This is a genomic window from Microbacterium kyungheense (genome assembly GCF_006783905.1).
GTDB lineage: Bacteria > Actinomycetota > Actinomycetes > Actinomycetales > Microbacteriaceae > Microbacterium > Microbacterium kyungheense.
The window spans coordinates 1-18,192 of the sequence record NZ_VFPE01000003.1 but is presented as its reverse complement, the minus strand read 5'-3'; the positions used below and the strand labels follow the sequence as shown (position 1 = coordinate 18,192).

The following is an 18,192-nucleotide window of genomic DNA, read 5'->3' as shown; positions in this document are numbered from 1 at the left end:
GCCTGCGAGCGGTGCCTGTCACAATCCGGAGCCCGACACGGTCACTGTGGTGAACGGCGTGCACCGGCACGCGCGCCGGGGAAGGTGAACATGTCGACCATCAGCGAGCAGCCCCGTCCCGACGCGGCCGCGTTGAACAGTGCGGTCGGAACCGAGCTCTTCGTCCTGCAGTCGGTTGCGAGCTCGACGATCGCCGAGGCGGGGACGCGCAGCACGATCTACCTGGCCACGCTGTCAAGCGGGTTGGTCGCGATCGTGTTCGCCGGCGGATCGCCGGCGCTCTTGGCCACCCTCACGTTCACCGTCCTGCCGACGATCTTCATGCTGGGCTGGTTCACCGTCGTGCGTCTGGTCGACACCAGCGTCGAGAACATCACGGTGCGCCGGCGGATGCTGCGGATCCGCGAGCACTGGGTCGGCCTGCATCCTCTCGGCCCGGAGCTGATCGCCCTGGACCACCCGCGCACCGGCGAGCTGGGCGTGCGCTATTCGCGTTCGTCGTTCCTGTTCACGATGGCGAGCATGATCGCCGCCGTGAACGCCGTCCTCGGGGGAGCGCTCGTCGCCCTCATCCTGATCTTCGGCGCGAGCGTCCATCCGCTCGCCGCGCAGATCTCGGGAGTCGTCGTCGGCGTGCTGCTGCTGACCGCGACCCTGATGTACGAGCGGCGCCGCATCCGTGTGGCGTACCCGGACTGACGGCCTGGCCCGGCATCCTGCTCGTCGAAGCCGCGCACACATCCTCGAAGGAAGGCAGATCCCATGAACGACGCACACCCTGAACCACCGGACCTCTCGGGGACCGTCGACGAGCGGCAGCGGCAGCTCGCATCCCTGCCCGCGGCGTCGCTGTCGGCCGAGTGGCTGCGCCGACAGCTCGACAACGCGCTCAGCGCCTGGGGCGCGACCGCGACGGCGCTCGACATCTCGGAGGAGGCGCACGTCGACTATTGACGCGGCATCCGATCCTGCGGGGCCGCGTCCGCTGCGAGGCGGAAACCGACCCCGATGGCGGCGAGATCGGCCTCGTAGGCGCCGTGGCGCCGAGCGCAGCGTGCGAGGTCGCGGTCGTGGCGGAACGCGCCGCCGCGGGTGATGTGCGGGTCGAAGGCCCAGTCCTCGACTGCCGGGACGTCCGCCGGTGCTCCGGCGTAGGGCGCGTACCGGGTCGAGGTCCACTCGTCGGCGTTGCCCGCGAGGTCGAGCACGCCGAACGGGCTCGCGCCGTCGGGGAACGAGCCGACCGGGGTCGTCGTGCCGAGGCCGAGGTCATGGAGGTTCGCCAGGCCGGTGCGGTACTCCGAGCCCCACGGGAACTCGCGGTCGTCGTCGCCGCGGGCGGCGCGCTCCCATTCGTCCTCGGTCGGCAGCCGCAGGTCCGTGCTCAGGCGCTCGCCGAGCCAGCCGCAGTACGCGACGGCGTCGGCCCACGCCACCCCGATGACGGGGTGGTCGGCAGGGCCGGACGGGACCGTACGACCGGTCTCGGCGGCGAAGGCCATCCACTCGGCGTTCGTGACGGGCGTGCGGGCGATCCGGAACGCCGGCACGTGCACCGCCGTGCGCGGTGCCTCCTTTCGGAACCAGGCCGCCCGGATCCCGGTGTCGGCGTACCGCGCGGCCACCGCGTCGAGCTCTGCGCCCGGGGTGCCCCGCTGCACGACGCCCGCAGGGATGTGGACCCAGTCGACCTCGGCCGGCGGCATCCACTCGGTCTCCGCGGGACGCATCAGCGGAACCGCCCCAGGTGGATCCCCGCGAATGCGAGGGCGGCGATCGTCTCGCCGTCGGCGATCTCGCCCGCCGCCACGAGCGCCAGCGCATCGGCGAACGGCACCCACCGCACGTCGTCGATGCCCTCTTCGTGCTGGGAGTGCGTCGCGTCGGCCACCGGCCGCAGGTCGCGGGCGAGGAACACGTGCTCGGGCGCGTCGGCCAGGCCGTTGAGGGCATCCATGCGGCCGATCTCGGTCCATTCGGCGGCCGCATACCCGGTCTCTTCGGCGAGCTCACGCCGCGCGGCGACCAGGGCGTCCTCGCCGTCCGAACCCCCGGCGGGCACCTCGAGCGACGATCGTCCGGTCGCGTACCGGTACAGCGAGACGAGGAGCACACGATCGTCGGGGTCCAGCGCGACGACGAAGACGGCAGGATGCCGCATCTCGACGACGCCGTAGATGCCCGCGCCGTCGGGACCGACGACATCGTCCTCGCGCACCCGGATCCAGCGGTTCTCGTACACGGTGCGGGAGGCGAGCGTCTGCCAGATCATGGAGGCCACACTATGTCCGGTCCGCCCGTCCGAGGACGCCATGAGGCAGGATGCGATCATGCGTCCCCTCCGTGCGGCCACGTCAGCAGGCATCGCCGTCCCTCTGCTCATCGCGCTGCTGCTCACCGGATGCGCCACGCCGGCGGCCGGCACCGGGGTGACCGATGCCGCAGAGCCCGACGCGATCGCCGCGCGTGCCGGCGCCCTCGGCATCGCTCCCGACCTCGTCTACACGACCGAGGTGGACGGCTACGTGCTGGCGCCGCAATCGGTCGGCGCGAACGGGGTGGAGGGCATGTCTGCCTCGTGGACCGCCGACGGCTCGGGCGGGATCCTCATGCTCCGCACGGACCGCGGTGAGCTCACCGCCGAGACCTGCGCGGCGATGCCGCTGTGGGATGCCGCCGACGCGCCCGTGACGTGCACCGAAGAGGACGGCGTCTGGCATCGATCGGGCGGCGGCATCGACGAATACGCCACGTCGTCGGAGGGCGCCGTCATCCGGGTGATCGGCATGGACGGCGTCCCGGCCGAGGACCTGGCGGCCGCGGCGCAGGCGGTGCACGTGCCGTCGGAGGCCGAGCTCGAACTGCTGTTCTCGGATGCCCCCACCGGTCCGGCGACCCCCGTCGAGCGCGGCGACATCCCCGAGAACGGCGACGGCGCACCTGTCGACCCGGTCGGCCCGGGCGGCTGATCGCGCGGCGACCGCGGCCGGGATTTGACGATCGTCCCGCGCCGCGGGTACGGTCGCGGGATGGACATCCGCTGGTATGCGTATCGGAGTGGCTCTGGAGGAGCCGACCGCCGATAAGCGCAGCGCCTCCAGAGCCACAGGCAGACACTCATCCGAGGGTCTGCCTTCGTCGTTAAGACGGCGGTGGCCTGGCATCCGGGTTCCGCCGGGAACAGGAACCCATGAACGCCACGCACGACCTCCGCGTCGCCTCCTTCACGCCGCTCCCGTCACCGGCGGAGCTGCGCCGCGAACTGCCCATGACCGCCGCGCACGAGACCGCCGTCACCGATGCCCGCGCGGAGGTGGAGGCGGTCCTCCGCGGCGACGACGACCGCCTGCTCGTCGTGGTGGGACCGTGCTCGGTGCACGACCCCGAGGCCGCGGTCGACTACGCGCGCCGCCTCGCCGCCGTGGCGGACCGGCACCGCGACGACCTGCTCGTCGTCATGCGCGTGTACTTCGAGAAGCCCCGCTCGACCGGCGGCTGGAAGGGGCTCATCAACGATCCCGGCCTCGACGGGACGCATGACGTCGTGCGCGGCCTGCGCGTCGCGCGGCGCCTGCTGCTCGACGTCCTCGACCTCGGGCTGCCTATCGGCTGCGAGTTCCTGGAGCCCATCAGCCCGCAGTTCATCGCCGACGCCGTCGCGTGGGGTGCGATCGGCGCCCGCACCACCGAGAGCCAGATCCACCGTCAGCTCGCATCGGGGCTGTCGATGCCGATCGGCTTCAAGAACGCGACCGACGGCGACGTGCAGATCGCGATCGACGGCTGCACGGTCGCGTCCCAGCGGCATGTGTTCTTCGGCACCGACGACGCGGGTGCGGCGGCCGTCGTCTCGACGACCGGGAACCGCGCCGCCCATGTCGTGCTGCGGGGAGGTCGCGGCGGACCCAACTACGGCCCCGCCGACCTGGAACGTGCGGCCGAGCTGCTCGAGCGCGCCGGCATGCCGCGCCGGCTGGTGGTCGACGCCAGCCACGCCAACAGCGGCAAGGACCACGTGCGCCAGGCCGAGGTGGTGCGCGAGCTCGCCGGTCAGCTCGCCGACACCGGCGACATCGCCGGCGTCATGATCGAGAGCTTCCTCGTAGGCGGCAGCCAGAAGCTCACGGCCGGCACCCGCGACAGCCTCGTGTACGGCCAGTCGGTCACCGACGCCTGCATCGACTGGGACACCACCGAGGTCCTGCTGGGCGAGCTGGCCGCCGCAGCGCGGCAGCGCCGCCACCAGCTCGCTATCGCCGCATGACGGAAGAGTGGATGCCGCCGCCCTGGCACTTCCGGAGCGCCGGGGAGACGGCATCCACTCCTCTCAGACCCGGGTGAACCGGACCGCGATCCACTGCGTGCCGGGAAGCGCGACCGTGGGACGAGCCGGATCCTGGGCGCCGCGCGGAACCTTGGCCATGTTGTAGACCCCGGCAGACGTGATGGTCATGTTCCACGTGTCGATGATGTCGACCTGATACGACAGGCCGGAGCCGCTCGGGAGGATCGCCTCCCACTGCGTCGGGGCGCTCTCACCGAAGTAGCGCAGGTAGTACTGGCTGTCGACACCCGCGATGTCGTAGTCCCAGTCCGGCTGCAGGGCGTTGATGCCGGGAGCCGGACCGTCCTCCATGATCTGCTTGAGGAACGCCAGGCGCGGTGCACTGGTGCCGTTGAGCGTGCCGCCCTGCCCCAGCCACGAGATGCTCGGCTTCTGCTCGGGGTTGAGGGTCTCGCCGTGGCCGCAGTATGTGCCGCCGACGAAGGTGTTCCAGAAGCGGTGCGTCATCTGCTCGCCCGAGAGCTGGCCCCAGCGTTCGCTGATGTTGCCCTCGTACGCGACCTCGTCGAAGATCACCGGCTTCAGTGCGAACTGGCGATGGAAGTGTGCCCGCAGCCCGTCCAGCGCGGCGCCGGCGCTCTGGATGCTCGCGTGCGTGATCCAGGGCTTGCGGGCGTCGTAGTAGATGTTCTTGTTGTGCACCGAACGCAGCCGGTTGTGGGGGTCGGCCGCCTGGAGAACCTGGAACAGGTGATCCCAGTCGTCGACGGTCTTGGTCTTGATGCCGTCGTACTCGTTGGCCATCGACCACCACACGTTCCGGTAGGCGCCGAACCGGGCGGCGACATACTTCACGTACCGCTCGTCGTCGGTGCGCGTCATGTCGGAGTAGCCCCGCGCCGTGTCGTACGGCTGGAACAGCACGACATCGGCCTGGATCCCGAGTGCGAGGAGGCGCTCGATGCGGCTCTCGTAGCGACGGAAGTACGCGGGGTCGATGCGCGTCGGGTCCCAGTCGCGAGGCCCGGTGCCGGTGCGCACGAAGGGATCGGTCGCCTCGGCGGGGACGTTGGGGAAGACGAGCATGCGGATCTTGTTGAACGGCGACGTGCTGAGCGTGTTCAGCGTCAGCTCGCACTTCTCGTCGGACTGGAGAGCCCAGGAGTACGACGTCGTGCCGATCTGCCGGTACGGCGATCCGTCGGCGTAGACGAAGTGGTACCCGCCGGGAACGACCTGGACCGGCCCGTGATTGCCCGACGCGGGCTCGATCACGTCGACCTTGCCGGCCTGGCGCAGCGCCGGCAGGTTGCTGTCGGTGCGCCACCGCCACTGCCCTGACTGCGGTGGCGAGAATCGGACGCGGAACGTGCCGTCGCCGTCGTAGAAGCCCGGTACCGTGATGGTCTGGCCTGCGCCCTCGTACACCGCAGCGACGGTGACGTCGACGTAGGGGTTCCCCTTGTCAGGGCCGTTGAGCACGATCTCGTGCATGCCCCAGCGCTCGACCGCCTTGGGGTTCGCGGCCTGCCCGGTCGCCGCGGCCGATCGTGTGCTCGCGTTCGCCGGGTTCGGTGCGCCGATCGCGGCGGCAGCTCCCAGGACGGCGGCTCCGGTCAGCACCGTACGTCGCGTGATCTCCATCGATCATCCTCCAGATGATTCCTCGGGGTGGGTGGGACTCCTCCTTCACGCTATCCAGCTTGTGAGTAATCTCGCTAGGTCGAATGGTTATGCAAGTCCGTCGCGCGGCTGCACCGGGCGTCGCGCGCCGCTAGCATCGTCCGGGCGACGACGCCGTCGCCCGCCGGTGAGGAGAGGGTGCGATGTCGAGATACGGGCGAGTGGTTCTCAAGCTGAGCGGTGAGGCGCTCGCGGGAGCATCGGGCTCCGGGGTCGATCCCGGGCGTCTGGCGCACCTGAGCGATGAGGTGCTGGCCGTGCACGACCTCGGCGTCCAGGTGGCGGTCGTGGTGGGTGGCGGCAACTACTTCCGTGGTCGGATGGCCGACGGCTGGGGGATCGGGCGCGCCGAGGCCGACAACATCGGGATGCTGGGCACGGTGATGAACGCGCTGATGCTGCGCGGTGCACTCACCGGCCGCACCGATGCCGACATCCGCGTGATGACCGCGATCCCCATGCAGTCCGTGGCCGAGCCGTTCATCCGGCTGCGCGCCATCTCGCACCTTGCGCAGGGCCGCATCGTGATCCTGGCCGGCGGGATCGGCCAGCCCTACGTGACCACGGACTACCCGTCGGTGCAGCGCGCGCTCGAACTGGAGGCCGATGCGCTCCTCGTGGCCAAGCGCGACATCGACGCCGTCTACGACAAGGATCCCAACGTGCACGCCGACGCCGTGCGCTTCGACCGCCTCACGTACGACGACGCCGTGCGCCGCGGCATCCGCGTCATGGACACGAGCGCGTTCGTGCTCGCCGGCGAGCAGGAGCTCACGATGCACGTTTTCGACGTCGCCCGGGAAGGCCTCATGCGCCGCATCTGCGAGGGAGAGGATCTCGGAACCCTGATCACGACCGGCGTCTCTCATGAGGTGACCCGATGAGCTCGTGGGAGGACCGCGTCGCGGAGTTCTGGAACACGGCCGACGACACCGACCCCGATGTCGTCGACCGCATGCGAGCCCTTGTCGACGAACGCCCGGCCGACGACGCGGCCGCGCTGTTCGAGTGGGCGTCGGTGCTGGACTTCGTCGGGCGCGAGCACGACGCCGTGCCGCAGTACCGGGCGGCGCTCGCCGCCGGACTGGACAGCGAGCGGATGCCGCAAGCCGTCGTGCAGCTCGCCAGCTCGCTGCGCAACATCGGGCGGGCGGACGAAGGCGCGGAGCTGCTGCGGGACCTCGGCGACGAGACGATCGCCGGCGCTGCGGCCGCGGCGTTCCTCGCGCTCTGCCTGCGCGATGCGGAGCGGCCGGACGAGGCGCTCGCCGTCGCGCTGCGGGCTCTGGCGCCGACGCTGCCGATGTACGGGCGAGCCGTCACCGCGTATGCCGACGAGCTCGCGGGTCCACAGCCGGCGTAACACGACGCCGCGCACGTTACGACGGGTCCCCGCGGAAGGCGCAGACACCCGGCCTTCGTAACCGGCCCCGGGTGACCCTGGAGGCAGGGGATGCCGCGGCCGCCGGCATCCCCTCACTCCGGCGCGTCGGGCTGGTCGTCGTGACGCGCGGTGCGCAGCGGCGAGGCCAGCACGACCACCGCTGCCATCGCGAAGATCACGGCGCCGATCGCCATGGTCGGCTGGAAGCCGAGGAACGTCATGAGCACCCCGCTCAGCAGCGCGCCGAAGAAGAACACGACGCGATTGACCGTGCGGATCGTGGAGTTCATCCGGCCTTGGATGCCGTCGGGCGCGACGGACTGGCGGTAGGCGATGTCATTCGCGTCCTCGATGCCCATCGACAGGCCGTAGAGGAACTGGGCGGCCGAGACGACGGTGAGCACGACGGCGACGCCGCTGTCGGCGGTGAGCGGCGCGAAGGCCAGGACGACCCACGGGACCACCACGAGCGCGCGGCCCACCAGGATCGCGCGGCCCGCGCCGAACCGGGACCCGATCGCCGGCGCGATGACCGCGCCGGCGAAGCCGCCGACCGCACCGCACGCGAGCGCGAGGCCGAACGCCCAGGCCGGCAGATCGAGTTCGCGCAGCACGAACACCGCGAACACGGTCGCCACGATGCTGTTGCCGAGGAACCACGTGTGCACCGACAGCGCAAGCGGGCGCAGGGTCCGGTGCCCGTACGTGTACCGCATGCCCTCGACGATCTCGTGCCCGACGTGCCGACCCGGAGCGCGGGGCGCGGGCCGGGGCTCGGCGACGGCGATCCGCCACTGCAGCAGCGCGGCGACGGCGTTGATGACGGCGTCGAAGGCGAACAGCAGCGGCGCTCCGACGAGGTTGAGCAGCGTGCCGCCGAGCGCGGGGCCGGCGGTCTCGGCCACGGTCTGGCTCTGCCCGAGGCGCGCGTTCGCCATGACGAGCGCATCGCGGGGCACGATGCGGGGGAGCAGCGGCTGCGCCGCCGAGTCCGCGAACAGGGTCAGCACTCCCAGCGTCAACACGACGGCGGCGAGCGACCAGAACCCGAGGGTCCCGGTCAGCAGCAGCACCGGGATGACTGCGAGCACGACGGCGCGGCCGATGCTCGTGAGCACGAGGGTGCGCTGGCGCCGCCATCGATCCATCAGCGCGCCGATGATCAGGCCGAGGAACAGGTACGGCACGACGCCGAGCGCGCTCAGTACGCTGATCTGCAGCGGGGTCGCCTCGATCACCGAGACGATGAGCACCTGGAATGCGACGCCCGCGACGCTGCCGCCGAACGCGCGCAGCGTCGCGGCGCTCCAGAACAGCGCGAAGGCCGGCAGGCGCAGCACCTCCTGCTTGCTCCGAACCTCCTCGTCAGGCACGCCTCCAGCGTATCGGCGGCCCCTCGCGCGGCCCGCGGTCGTGCCGGGATCATGTGCTCTCGCCGAGCGCACACGCCCAGCGCCGATAACGTGCGCACTCGGCGAGAGCACATGATGTCGGCGAGGGGAGTGGATGCCGGCGGCAGCTGCCGCCGGCATCCACTGTTCCCCGCCATTTCTGCGGACCCCTTGACGCGGAGAACCAGATGTGTACGGTGTGAACATACGAAACCGTCCTCCGGAGGTCCCGATGCAGAGCACGACCCAGAACGCCCTCCCGCCCGTCGTCGACGCCGACGCGTGGCGGCGCGAACTCGCCGAACTGCGCGTGCGCGAGAAGGCGGCCACCCGTGAGCTCGACGCGATCGCCGCGCAACGGCGGCGGCTGCCGATGGTCGAACTGCCCGGCTACACGCTCGTGGGCAAGGACGGGCCGGTGCGACTGGCCGACGTCTTCGAAGGCCGCACGCAGCTCATCGTGTACAACCACATGTGGTTCGAGGGCAAGGAGTGGCAGTGCCCGGGCTGCACCGGGTTCACGGCGCAGTTCGACCGGCTGGAGTTCCTGGACCCCTACGACGCCCGCTTCGTCATCGTCACGCAGGGGCCGATCGACGAGGCGCTCGCGTACAAGGAGAAGGTCGCCAACCGCATGGAGTGGTACTCGACCGCCGACAGCCCGTTCGGCGCAGACATGGATGCCCCGCCCGGCGGCGGCTTCGCGGTGAACGTGTTCCTGCGCGACGGCGACACCGTCTATCGCACGTGGCACACCAACGGCCGGGGCACCGAGCGGCTGTCGTACGAGTTCGGGCTCATCGACCTGCTGCCGTACGGACGGCGCGAGGAGTGGCAGGACTCGCCCGAGGGCTGGCCGAGGACCCCCACGTACGACGGCTGGTTCAGTTCGCAGAAGGTCGCCGAGCTGTACGGCCCGGGCGCCACCGGCTGAGTCCCGGCTGTGGATTGCGCTCCTCCCGGCCGGCCATCGGCCAGGATGAGACGCGATGCGCACTCCTCTCAGCCGCCGTCTGCTCGCGTCGAGCGGCCTCGCGGCGGCCCTCTGGCTTCTCGTCGTCCTGATCCGCTGGGGGTTCTCGCAGATCCCGGGCGGAGCGGCCCAACTCGCGAATCTGGTGCCGCAGGTCGCGCCGCGCGGGCTGCTGTGGGGCGACAGCGGTGGGTGGCTGGTCCTCGCGATCGCACTCGGTGCCGTCGCGGTGGCGCTCGTCCACGCGTTCGTCACGACTGTGGCCGGCCGCGGCGGCGCGCTGTTCCTGCCCGCGTGGTTCGCGGCCGTCGCCGCCGGGGCGGTCGTCGGGCTCGCGTTCGATGTCGCGGTGTCCTGGGACTCCCTCGCGATGTTCGGGCCTCGCGGACTGCTCGTCGGCGAGTTCGGCGCGGGCGCCGCGTCCGGTGCGCTGTGGGGCCTGGCCGCGGGATGGATGCCGGGCCTCGTCGTCCGCGCGCCGGCCGAGGCTCCCGCCTCCGCCCGTGACGACCGGCGGCCCGGGTGGCTGCTGCCGGCCGCCGCGGTCGCGGTGGTCGCCGTGATCGCGGGCGGGGTCGCTGCCGACAACGCGCGCACAACTGCGATCGCAGCCGAGACCGCGGCGCGACAGCAGGCCGAGGCCGCGGTGACCTTCGGCGCGATGCCCGACCCGAACGCCACGGGCGTGCCGGTGCCGTCCCGGGCCGAGGCATCCACCGAGCTCGACCCGAACTGGTGCACCCCTGACAAGGCGACCGTCCTGAAGGGCGAACCGGATGCCGCGACCGGCCACCGCGGCATGCCGATCCAGCTCATGAACTTCTCGGATCAGCCCTGTGTCATCGAGGGCTACCCCGACATCGCGTTCGAGGACCAGAACGGGCACCTCCTGGCGGTCACGATCGAGCAGGGCAGCTCGTTCATGGCGCAGGACCCCGGCCCGCAGCGCATCGAGGTGCCCGCAGGCGGGTACGCCGTGACCTACCTCGGGTGGGACGCCGCGTCGCCCCACGGGGCGCTGGTCACCAAGACCGTCTACGCCGCACAGACCGCGGGGATGGAGCGCGGCTCGTGGCCCATCGACCTCGACATCGTCGAAGGTTCGACGGTCGCCGTCACTGCGTGGCAGATCGACGAGAACCCGGTCGTCACGTACTGAGAATGCCGCGCCCCATACGGGACGCGGCATTCCGGGACCTGCGGCTCAGTACCAGTTGACGGCCTGCGAGTGCGACCACGCCGCGCACGGCGTGCCGTACGAACCGGCGATGTAGCCGAGGCCCCACGCGATCTGCGTCGCGGCGTTGGTCTGCCAGTCGGCGCCGGCGCTGGCCATCTTGTTGCCGGGCAGCGCCTGCGGGATGCCGGTCGCGCCACCGTTCTTGTTGTAGGCCTGGTAGTCCCAGTGCGACTCCTTGGTCCACAGCGACTCGAGGCACGAGAACTGGCCGTCGCCCCAGCCGTACTGCGAGGCGGCCATCGCGCGGGCGGTCGCCTTGGCGCCCTCCGGCGTGTTCGCGGCGGCGAGCGCGGCAGCGGCCGCCTCGGCCTGGCGCTGCGCCTCGGCGGCGGCTGCCGCGGCTGCGGCGGCTGCCTCTTCGGCGGCCTTCTGAGCCTTCGCGGCATCGAGGTGCTCGCGAAGGTCGGCCACGCGTGCGGCGACCTTCTCGGTCGACGACGACGCGTCGGCGGCCAGACCTGGCAGCAGCAGGGCCGGGACGATGTTCAGCTGTGCGAGGCGGTCGGCGGCGCGCGTGAGGTCGTCGGTGTCGACCGACGTGTCGGTGATGCCGATGTCCAGGCCGGCCGCGGCGATGTCGGAGGTGATGGTGTCGGCGTCGGTGAGTGCGACGCGGGCGGCGAGCAGCGTGCTCTTGGCCTCCACGCGGATGTCGCGCAGCGTGTGCACGGTGGCATCGGGGGCGGCGACCGAGGCGATGGCCGTGGCGGCCAGCGGCGCGGCGGCGGCGAGGTTCGGCGAGGCGAGGGTGAGGCCGGTCGTGACGACGATTCCGAGAGCGGTTCCGGCGGCCACGGCCACGGCGGTGAGCCGCCGACGGGGCCGGCGGGCAGGGCTGATCTGGTCTGAGTGCATGACGAACGTACGTTCCTTGCTCGGGGTTCGCGCCGTCGGGTACAGCGCGCGGCGCCCTCGGGTCGGACGCACAAGTCCCCGAGTCTGCCTCATCGCCTCTGGACGACTTCTGGCTTTTCGCTGGAAGAACCGTGGGAACGGTTTTGCGTGAAAGGCCTGATCCGGGGTCGACCAACGGGGTCCGCCGCAGTGTCACAAGGGGTGCAACAGGCGTGAATGCGGATTCACTTAACCCTTGTCGTCACCGCCGCCGATGGTGCATGCTTGCCGCAGCAACGGCGCACCAGGAGGCATCCATGACGTTGACCGCAGCGCAGCGGGCGACTTTCGAGTCCATCTTCGACACCTTCGCCCCGGGCGACGGCGACGGCATCCCGTCAGCGACCCGGCTCGGGGCCGTCCCCATCGCCGAGGGCATGCTCGAGGCGAACCCGCGCGCCGAGGAGGCGGAGCTGCTCGCGCGCGTGCTCTCGCTGTGGGACACCCCGATCGGCGGCATCCTGCTCGGCATCGGCCCCCGGCGATTCTCGTCGCTGCCGGCGGCGCGCCGCGAGGCGGCGCTCATCGCGATGTCGGACTCGCGGCTGCCCCTCAAGCGGGTGCTGTTCCAGAACCTCAAGTCCGCCGCGATGCTGTCGTATTACATCGCCCCGGGCGCCGACGGGCGCTCGCCGCTGTGGTCCGCGATGGGCTACCCCGGACCGCCGGGACCCCGTGCCGACGCGGCGGCACCGCCGCTGCACCCGCAGACGCCGGTGTCGGACCTGTCGCTCGACTGCGACGTGGTCGTGGTCGGCTCGGGCGCTGGCGGTGGCACCGCGGCGGCGGTGCTCGCGGCCGAGGGGTACGACGTCGTGGTGCTCGAGAAGGGCGCCTACTACGACGACCGCGACTTCGACGGCAGCGAGCTGGGCGGGCTCGCACGGCTGTACGCGCCGGGGCCGTCGGCCACGGCCGAGGGGCAGCTGAGCGTCCTGTCGGCGCAGTGCCTGGGCGGGGGCACCGTGGTGAACTTCTCGACGTCGTTCCGCACGCCCGATCGCGTTCGGGCGGAGTGGGCGGCGCACGGCGTCCCGCAGTTCACGACCGACGAGTACGACCAGGCGCTCGACGCGGTGTGGCGGCGCCTGGGCGTCAACGGCTCCCACAGCGCCCCGTCCCACCGCGACCGGATCATGCAGCGCGGGCTCGCGGAGCTCGGCTGGCACGTCGGCGAGCTGGAGCGCAACGTCGTCGGCTGCGACACCGGTGTGGAGTGCGGCCGCTGCGGCTACGGCTGCCGCATCGGCGCCAAGCAGTCCGCCGCGAAGACGTGGCTCGCCGACGCCGAGTCCGCCGGTGCTCGGCTGTACACCGGGGTCGACGTGCGCCGGGTCGAGACCGAGGGCGGCCGCGCCACGGGTGTGACGGGGCGCACCGCCGACGGTCGCACGGTCACCGTGCGCGCCCGTGCCGTCGTCGTCGCGGGCGGGAGCGTGCAGACCCCCGCGCTGCTGCGCCGCTCGGGGCTGCAGAATCCGAACATCGGCAAGCACCTGCGGCTGCACCCGGCGACGGCGGTGTGGGCCGAGTTCGACGAGGACGTGAGGCCGTGGGAAGGGGCCATGCAGTCGCGCTACTCCGCCGAGCACGCCGACCTCGACGGCTCGGGATACGGCGTCGTGTACGAGACGGCCGCGGCCAACCCCGGACTGTCGGTCGCATTCCAGTCGTGGCGCGGAGCCCAGGCGCATCTCGACGTCATGAAGCGCCTCGCCCGGTACTCCAGCGTGGGCGTGATCGCCCGTGACCAGGACGCGGGCGAGGTCCGGGTCGACAAGAACGGCGAGCCGACGCTGCACTACACGTTGTCCGACCGCGATGCCCGGCGCGTGCAGGCGGGCGTCGCGGGGGCCTCCCGCATCCTGGAGGCGGCCGGTGCGCTGCGCATGTTCTCGGGCCACCAGGCAGGCATCGAGTGGACGCGCTCCAGCGGTAAGCCTCTGGACGCCTTCATCGGCCGTTGCGCAGCGGCGGGGTACGGCCCAGGTCGGTGCTCGATGGCCGCACTGCACCTCATGGGAAGCGCGCGCATGGGCGGCTCGGCCGAGACGAGCGCCGTCGACCCGGACGGCGCGACCTGGGAGGTGCCGAACCTCGTGGTCGCCGACGCGTCGACGTTCCCGACCGCGTCGGGGGTCAACCCCATGATCTCGATCGAGGCCATCGCCTACATGAGCGCGACGCGGCTCGCCGGCCGCCTGCGCGCTTAACGTGGGATCCGGGATACCGGGGGCACCGGCATCCCGGGTCCCTCAGCGCGTGCGGTGAGCGGCGTAGTACGCCAGCAGCGACCGCGTCGACGCGTCCTGCGCGGCGATGGCGGCCTCGTCTCCCTCGATCGCGGGAGCGATCTGCAGTGCCAGCTGCTTGCCGAGCTCGACGCCCCACTGGTCGAACGAGTTGACGCCCCAGATGACGCCCTGCGTGAAGGTGATGTGCTCGTAGAGCGCCACGAGCTGGCCGAGCACCGCGGGAGTGAGCGCCGGCGCGAAGATCGACGTCGTCGGCTTGTTGCCGGCGAACGTGCGCGCGGCCACGAGCGGACCTGTCGTGCCCTCGGCCTCGACCTCTGCGGCGGTCTTGCCGAACGCGAGCGCCTTGGTCTGCGCGAGGAAGTTCGACAGGAACAGGCCGTGCACGTCGCGGCCGCCGTCTTCGAGCGGGTACGCCGGGTTGGCGAACGCGATGAAGTCGGCGGGGATGAGCCGCGTGCCCTGGTGGATCAGCTGGTAGAACGCGTGCTGGCCGTTCGTGCCCGGCTCGCCCCAGAACACCTCGCCGGTGTCGGTCGTCGCGGGGGAGCCGTCCCAGCGCACGGACTTGCCGTTGGACTCCATCGTCAACTGCTGCAGGTACGCGGCGAAGCGGCTCAGCTGCTGCGCGTAGGGGAGCACCGCGTGCGACTGGGCGCCGAGGAAGTTCGAGTACCAGACGTTCAGCAGGCCCATCAGCACCGGCACGTTGGCGTCGAGCGGCGTCGTCCGCACGTGCTCGTCGACCGCGTGGAACCCGGCCAGCAGCTCGCGGAACACGTCGGGTCCGAGCTCGATCATGAGCGAGAGCCCGATGGCCGAGTCGACCGAGTAGCGGCCGCCGACCCAATCCCAGAATCCGAAGGCGTTGACCGGGTCGATGCCGAACGCCGCGACCTTGTCGAGTGCGGTCGAGACGGCGACGAAGTGATGCGCGACGGCATCCGTCCGCGCCTCGTCGGACCCGTCGATCGCACCGGCGGCCTGCAGGCCCCCCCACAGCCAGTCGCGCGCGAGACGCGCGTTGGTCAGGGTCTCGAGGGTCGTGAAGGTCTTCGACGCGACGATGAAGAGCGTCGTCTCGGGGTCGAGGTCCTTCGTCTTGTTCGCGAGGTCGAACGGGTCGATGTTCGACACGAACCGGGCCTGGATGCCGGCGGTCGCGTACGGCTCGAGCGCCGCCGAGACCATGACCGGACCGAGATCGGACCCGCCGATGCCGATGTTGACGATGTGCGTGACCTTCTTGCCGGTCACCCCAGTCCACTCGCCCGAGCGCACCCGGTCGGCGAACGCGCTCATGGCGGTGAGCACCGACTGCACGTCGGCGTCGATGTCCTGTCCGTCGACGACGAGCGCGGGCTCGGTGCCCGCCGGGCGTCGCAGGGCCGTGTGCAGGACGGCCCGGTCCTCGGTGGTGTTGATGTGCTCACCGGCGAGCATCGCCGCGTACCGCTGGGCGACCCCGGTCTGCTCGGCCAGGCGCACGAGGGCGGCCAGGATCTCGTCGGTCACGAGGTTCTTCGACAGGTCGACGTGCAGATCGGCGAGCTCGAAGCTCAGCCGTTCGGCGCGGCGCGGATCGATCGCGAACCAGTCGCGCAGATCAGGGGCGAACGAATCCCGGAGCGAGCTGAGCTCGGACCAGGCGGGCGTGGCGGTGGCATCGACGGGAGCGGTCACGCACCCTAAGCTACCCGCGCCCGTGGCGGTGATGGTTTCGTGTTTCTCACCGCCAGGTGGGCGTCGAAGTGAGCCGCGTAGGCTCGAGGCGATGCCATTTCCGAGCCCAGACCTGCGCCTGATCGCCGTCGACATGGACGGCACCCTCCTCGACGGCGACGGCCGCATCCCCGATGCGCTGTGGCCGCTCCTCGACCGCCTGAGCGAGCGCGACATCCGTTTCGCGCCCGCCAGCGGACGACAGCTCGCGACGCTCCAGCGCGCCTTCGCCGAGCACCTCGACCACATGGTGTTCATCGCCGAGAACGGCGCGTACGTCGTCGAGGGCGGCGTCGAGATCAGCTCGGACGCGATGGATGCCGCGTTCGTGGCATCCCTGATCACCCGCCTCCGTGCGCTCACGCAGCGGGACCTGGGCGTGGTCGTGTGCGGGAAGACCTCGGCCTACATCGAGCGCGCCGACGACGCGTTCCGTGCGGAGGCTGACAAGTACTACGCGAGGCTGGAGGCGGTGCCCGACCTGCTGGAGGTCGACGACCAGATCCTCAAGGTCGCGATCTTCGACTTCGAGGACGCGGCCACCACGGCGCCGGCGCTTGAGGACCTGCGTGCGACGCACCAGGTGGTCGTGTCGGGCAAGCATTGGATCGACATCATGAACCTCGGCGTCGACAAGGGAGCCGCGCTGAAGCGTCTGCAGGCGGCGACCGGCATCACGCGCGACCAGACGGCCGCATTCGGCGACTACCTCAACGACCTCGAGATGATGGATGCCGCAGCCCTCTCGTTCGCGATGGCCAATGCCCACCCGCTCGTCGCCGAGCGCGCGCGGTACGCCGCGCCGTCCAACCTCGATCACGGCGTCCTCACCACGATCGAGAAGCTGCTGGACGGCCTCCCCGGCGAGGCGGCGTGACCCCCGACGGCCGTCGTGATCATGTGCTCTCGCCGAGATGACACGCTGTCCGCGTCGGTGACGTGTGCGCTCGGCGAGAGCACATGATGTGCACACTCATGCGGGCGTGCCGAACGGATCCGGCGGTCGCGGTCGGTAGCTTGTGGGCATGGCCGTCAGTCAGACCCGCCGCGCCCGCGCGTCGCGGCGCCGTGCGCGCCGCGTGGCCGCCGCCGACAACGATCTCACGCTCGACGAGTGGGAGGCGATCCTGGAGGCGTGGGGCGCCTGCGCCTACTGCGGGGTCGCGACGGGGCCGTTCCAGAAGGACTGCGTGCTGCCGATCTCGCGGGGCGGCCGCTACACGTTCGAGAACGTCGTTCCGGCGTGCCGCTCGTGCAACGCCAGCAAGAGCAACGACGAGGTGACGGGGTGGCTCCGCCGCAAGCGGCTCGACGAGCGCGCCTTCCTGCTGCGGCACGTCGAGGTGCTCGCCGCCTGGCGTGGGGGCTCCTCTCCCGCTTCGGCGCCCTGACCGAGTTCAGACCGAGGGGCGGTGCGGCCACCAGTCGGGCAGCAGGGCACCGTAGAGCTGAAGGAACTGGTCGACCTGTGGGCGTGGGCGTCGCAGCCAGCCGTCGATGAGGCCGACGGTCCCGTCCGCCAGGAACCGCGCCGCCGCGTCGGCGACGTCCGCGGGCGCCGTGCCGGCGACGGTCACACCGAGTTCGACGCGACCGCGCTCGATCAGCGCCTCGGTCGTGCCGCGGAAGTGACGGCTGAGCATCGCATGCAGCGCGCCGCCGCCGTCGGAGAGTTCGCGGCGGTAGACGTCGGCGTGCCGCAGCACGTGCTCGAGCACGCCACGCGTGACGGTGACCAGGGCGGTCGCGGCATCCGATCGGTCCGCCAGCAGCGCGTCGCGCAGCCGGTCCAACTCGGCGGTGAGCGCCGCCTCGACCAGGGCTTCGGGGGAGTCGGCATGCTCATAGAACGTCGAGCGGTGCACACCAGCCGCCTCGGCGAGCTGCGTGACCGACAGCTCCGACATCGGTCGTTCGCCCGCGAGCTCGAGGGCTGCGGCGTAGAGGCGCTCCTGGCTGCGCTGTTTTCGGGGGTCCATGCCGCCTCCGGGAATCTTTTCGACAGGTGTAGGTTAACTCATATGTAACCGACAACTGTCGGATACACGACGGGCGCCACACGATGACGCCACCAACGGAGGTACATCATGGCTACGTACGATGTCGCGGAGCTGCTCCGCCATCGTCACGGGCGCCGGATCCGGCATCGGCCGGGCGGTCGCCCTCACCCTCGCGGCGAACGGCGCCGCCGTCCTCGTCGCCGACGTGCGACAGGAGGCCGCCGACGCGGTCGTCGCCGAGATCACCGGCGCGGGCGGCACCGCCGTCGCGTTCGTGGGCGACGTGTCTGACCCCGCGGTCGGCCAGGCCGCCGTCGACGCCGCCGAGGCCCTCGCGCCGCTGCGGATCGCGGTCAACAACGCCG

19 protein-coding genes are annotated in these 18,192 nt (G+C 71.3%); 12 read left to right on the top strand and 7 right to left on the bottom strand.

Going from position 1 to position 18,192, the window contains the following annotated elements; translation table 11 throughout:
* The first annotated feature begins 90 nt into the window (after positions 1 to 90).
* Positions 91 to 699 (top strand): hypothetical protein, encoded by a 609-nt coding sequence (locus FB391_RS12545; RefSeq protein ID WP_141894771.1) that lies wholly within the window; start codon positions 91 to 93, stop codon positions 697 to 699.
* Between the two features lie 63 nt (positions 700 to 762).
* Complete coding sequence (locus FB391_RS12540; protein ID WP_141894770.1) at positions 763 to 954, top strand: hypothetical protein; 192 nt, start codon at positions 763 to 765, stop codon at positions 952 to 954.
* Here FB391_RS12540 and FB391_RS12535 read toward each other — a convergent pair.
* A complete protein-coding gene (locus tag FB391_RS12535) occupies positions 948 to 1,730 on the bottom strand; it encodes a formylglycine-generating enzyme family protein (protein ID WP_246093499.1) in 783 nt (260 codons plus the stop codon). The genes FB391_RS12540 and FB391_RS12535 overlap by 7 nt on opposite strands.
* Positions 1,730 to 2,272 (bottom strand): NUDIX domain-containing protein, encoded by a 543-nt coding sequence (locus FB391_RS12530; protein WP_141894769.1) that lies wholly within the window; start codon positions 2,270 to 2,272, stop codon positions 1,730 to 1,732. The genes FB391_RS12535 and FB391_RS12530 overlap by 1 nt, the downstream gene beginning before the upstream one ends.
* Before the next feature lie 58 nt (positions 2,273 to 2,330).
* On the opposite strand from FB391_RS12530, the gene FB391_RS12525 reads away from it, so the two are divergent.
* Both FB391_RS12525 and FB391_RS12520 read left to right on the top strand, forming a co-directional pair.
* Positions 2,331 to 2,969, top strand: a complete 639-nt coding sequence (locus tag FB391_RS12525; protein WP_141894768.1) for a hypothetical protein — start codon at positions 2,331 to 2,333, stop codon at positions 2,967 to 2,969.
* Between the two features lie 221 nt (positions 2,970 to 3,190).
* Positions 3,191 to 4,264, top strand: a complete 1,074-nt coding sequence (locus FB391_RS12520; protein WP_141894767.1) for a 3-deoxy-7-phosphoheptulonate synthase — start codon at positions 3,191 to 3,193, stop codon at positions 4,262 to 4,264.
* Positions 4,265 to 4,327: 63 nt separating this feature from the next.
* On the opposite strand, the gene FB391_RS12515 is transcribed toward FB391_RS12520, so the two are convergent.
* A complete protein-coding gene (locus FB391_RS12515) occupies positions 4,328 to 5,929 on the bottom strand; it encodes a DUF5060 domain-containing protein (RefSeq protein ID WP_141894766.1) in 1,602 nt (533 codons plus the stop codon).
* A 182-nt stretch (positions 5,930 to 6,111) separates the two neighbouring features.
* Between FB391_RS12515 and pyrH the strand changes: the two genes are divergently transcribed.
* Together pyrH and FB391_RS12505 are read left to right on the top strand one after the other, a co-directional pair.
* Entirely contained in the window at positions 6,112 to 6,852 is a 741-nt protein-coding gene (gene pyrH / locus FB391_RS12510) for a UMP kinase (protein ID WP_141894765.1), read from the top strand.
* Complete coding sequence (locus tag FB391_RS12505; protein ID WP_141894764.1) at positions 6,849 to 7,331, top strand: tetratricopeptide repeat protein; 483 nt, start codon at positions 6,849 to 6,851, stop codon at positions 7,329 to 7,331. The genes pyrH and FB391_RS12505 overlap by 4 nt, the downstream gene beginning before the upstream one ends.
* A 113-nt stretch (positions 7,332 to 7,444) precedes the next feature.
* On the opposite strand, the gene FB391_RS12500 is transcribed toward FB391_RS12505, so the two are convergent.
* Positions 7,445 to 8,725 (bottom strand): MFS transporter, encoded by a 1,281-nt coding sequence (locus FB391_RS12500; RefSeq protein WP_141894763.1) that lies wholly within the window; start codon positions 8,723 to 8,725, stop codon positions 7,445 to 7,447.
* A gap of 250 nt (positions 8,726 to 8,975) precedes the next feature.
* Between FB391_RS12500 and FB391_RS12495 the strand changes: the two genes are divergently transcribed.
* Both FB391_RS12495 and FB391_RS12490 read left to right on the top strand, forming a co-directional pair.
* Positions 8,976 to 9,677 (top strand): DUF899 domain-containing protein, encoded by a 702-nt coding sequence (locus FB391_RS12495; protein WP_141894762.1) that lies wholly within the window; start codon positions 8,976 to 8,978, stop codon positions 9,675 to 9,677.
* A 55-nt stretch (positions 9,678 to 9,732) separates the two neighbouring features.
* Entirely contained in the window at positions 9,733 to 10,875 is a 1,143-nt protein-coding gene (locus tag FB391_RS12490) for a DUF4232 domain-containing protein (RefSeq protein ID WP_141894761.1), read from the top strand.
* A gap of 45 nt (positions 10,876 to 10,920) precedes the next feature.
* Here FB391_RS12490 and FB391_RS12485 read toward each other — a convergent pair whose 3' ends face one another.
* Positions 10,921 to 11,811 carry an aggregation-promoting factor C-terminal-like domain-containing protein gene (locus FB391_RS12485; RefSeq protein ID WP_141894760.1) on the bottom strand — a complete coding sequence of 297 codons (891 nt, stop codon included), beginning with the start codon at positions 11,809 to 11,811 and terminating at the stop codon, positions 10,921 to 10,923.
* 296 nt (positions 11,812 to 12,107) lie between these two features.
* On the opposite strand from FB391_RS12485, the gene FB391_RS12480 reads away from it, so the two are divergent.
* A complete protein-coding gene (locus FB391_RS12480) occupies positions 12,108 to 14,063 on the top strand; it encodes an FAD-dependent oxidoreductase (RefSeq protein ID WP_141894759.1) in 1,956 nt (651 codons plus the stop codon).
* Between the two features lie 42 nt (positions 14,064 to 14,105).
* On the opposite strand, the gene pgi is transcribed toward FB391_RS12480, so the two are convergent.
* Positions 14,106 to 15,788: a glucose-6-phosphate isomerase gene (pgi, locus tag FB391_RS12475; RefSeq protein WP_141894758.1), complete on the bottom strand. Its 1,683-nt coding sequence runs from the start codon at positions 15,786 to 15,788 to the stop codon at positions 14,106 to 14,108.
* A gap of 91 nt (positions 15,789 to 15,879) precedes the next feature.
* Here pgi and FB391_RS12470 point away from each other — a divergent pair, with 91 nt between their 5' ends.
* Both FB391_RS12470 and FB391_RS12465 read left to right on the top strand, forming a co-directional pair.
* Positions 15,880 to 16,704 (top strand): Cof-type HAD-IIB family hydrolase, encoded by an 825-nt coding sequence (locus FB391_RS12470; RefSeq protein WP_141894757.1) that lies wholly within the window; start codon positions 15,880 to 15,882, stop codon positions 16,702 to 16,704.
* Between the two features lie 148 nt (positions 16,705 to 16,852).
* Positions 16,853 to 17,218 (top strand): HNH endonuclease, encoded by a 366-nt coding sequence (locus FB391_RS12465; protein ID WP_141894756.1) that lies wholly within the window; start codon positions 16,853 to 16,855, stop codon positions 17,216 to 17,218.
* Between the two features lie 6 nt (positions 17,219 to 17,224).
* Here FB391_RS12465 and FB391_RS12460 read toward each other — a convergent pair whose 3' ends face one another.
* Positions 17,225 to 17,806: a TetR/AcrR family transcriptional regulator gene (locus tag FB391_RS12460; protein ID WP_141894755.1), complete on the bottom strand. Its 582-nt coding sequence runs from the start codon at positions 17,804 to 17,806 to the stop codon at positions 17,225 to 17,227.
* A gap of 121 nt (positions 17,807 to 17,927) precedes the next feature.
* Here FB391_RS12460 and FB391_RS12455 point away from each other — a divergent pair.
* Positions 17,928 to 18,192, top strand: a 265-nt coding sequence (locus FB391_RS12455) for an SDR family NAD(P)-dependent oxidoreductase (RefSeq protein ID WP_246093498.1), incomplete at its 3' end; no start/stop codon positions are given.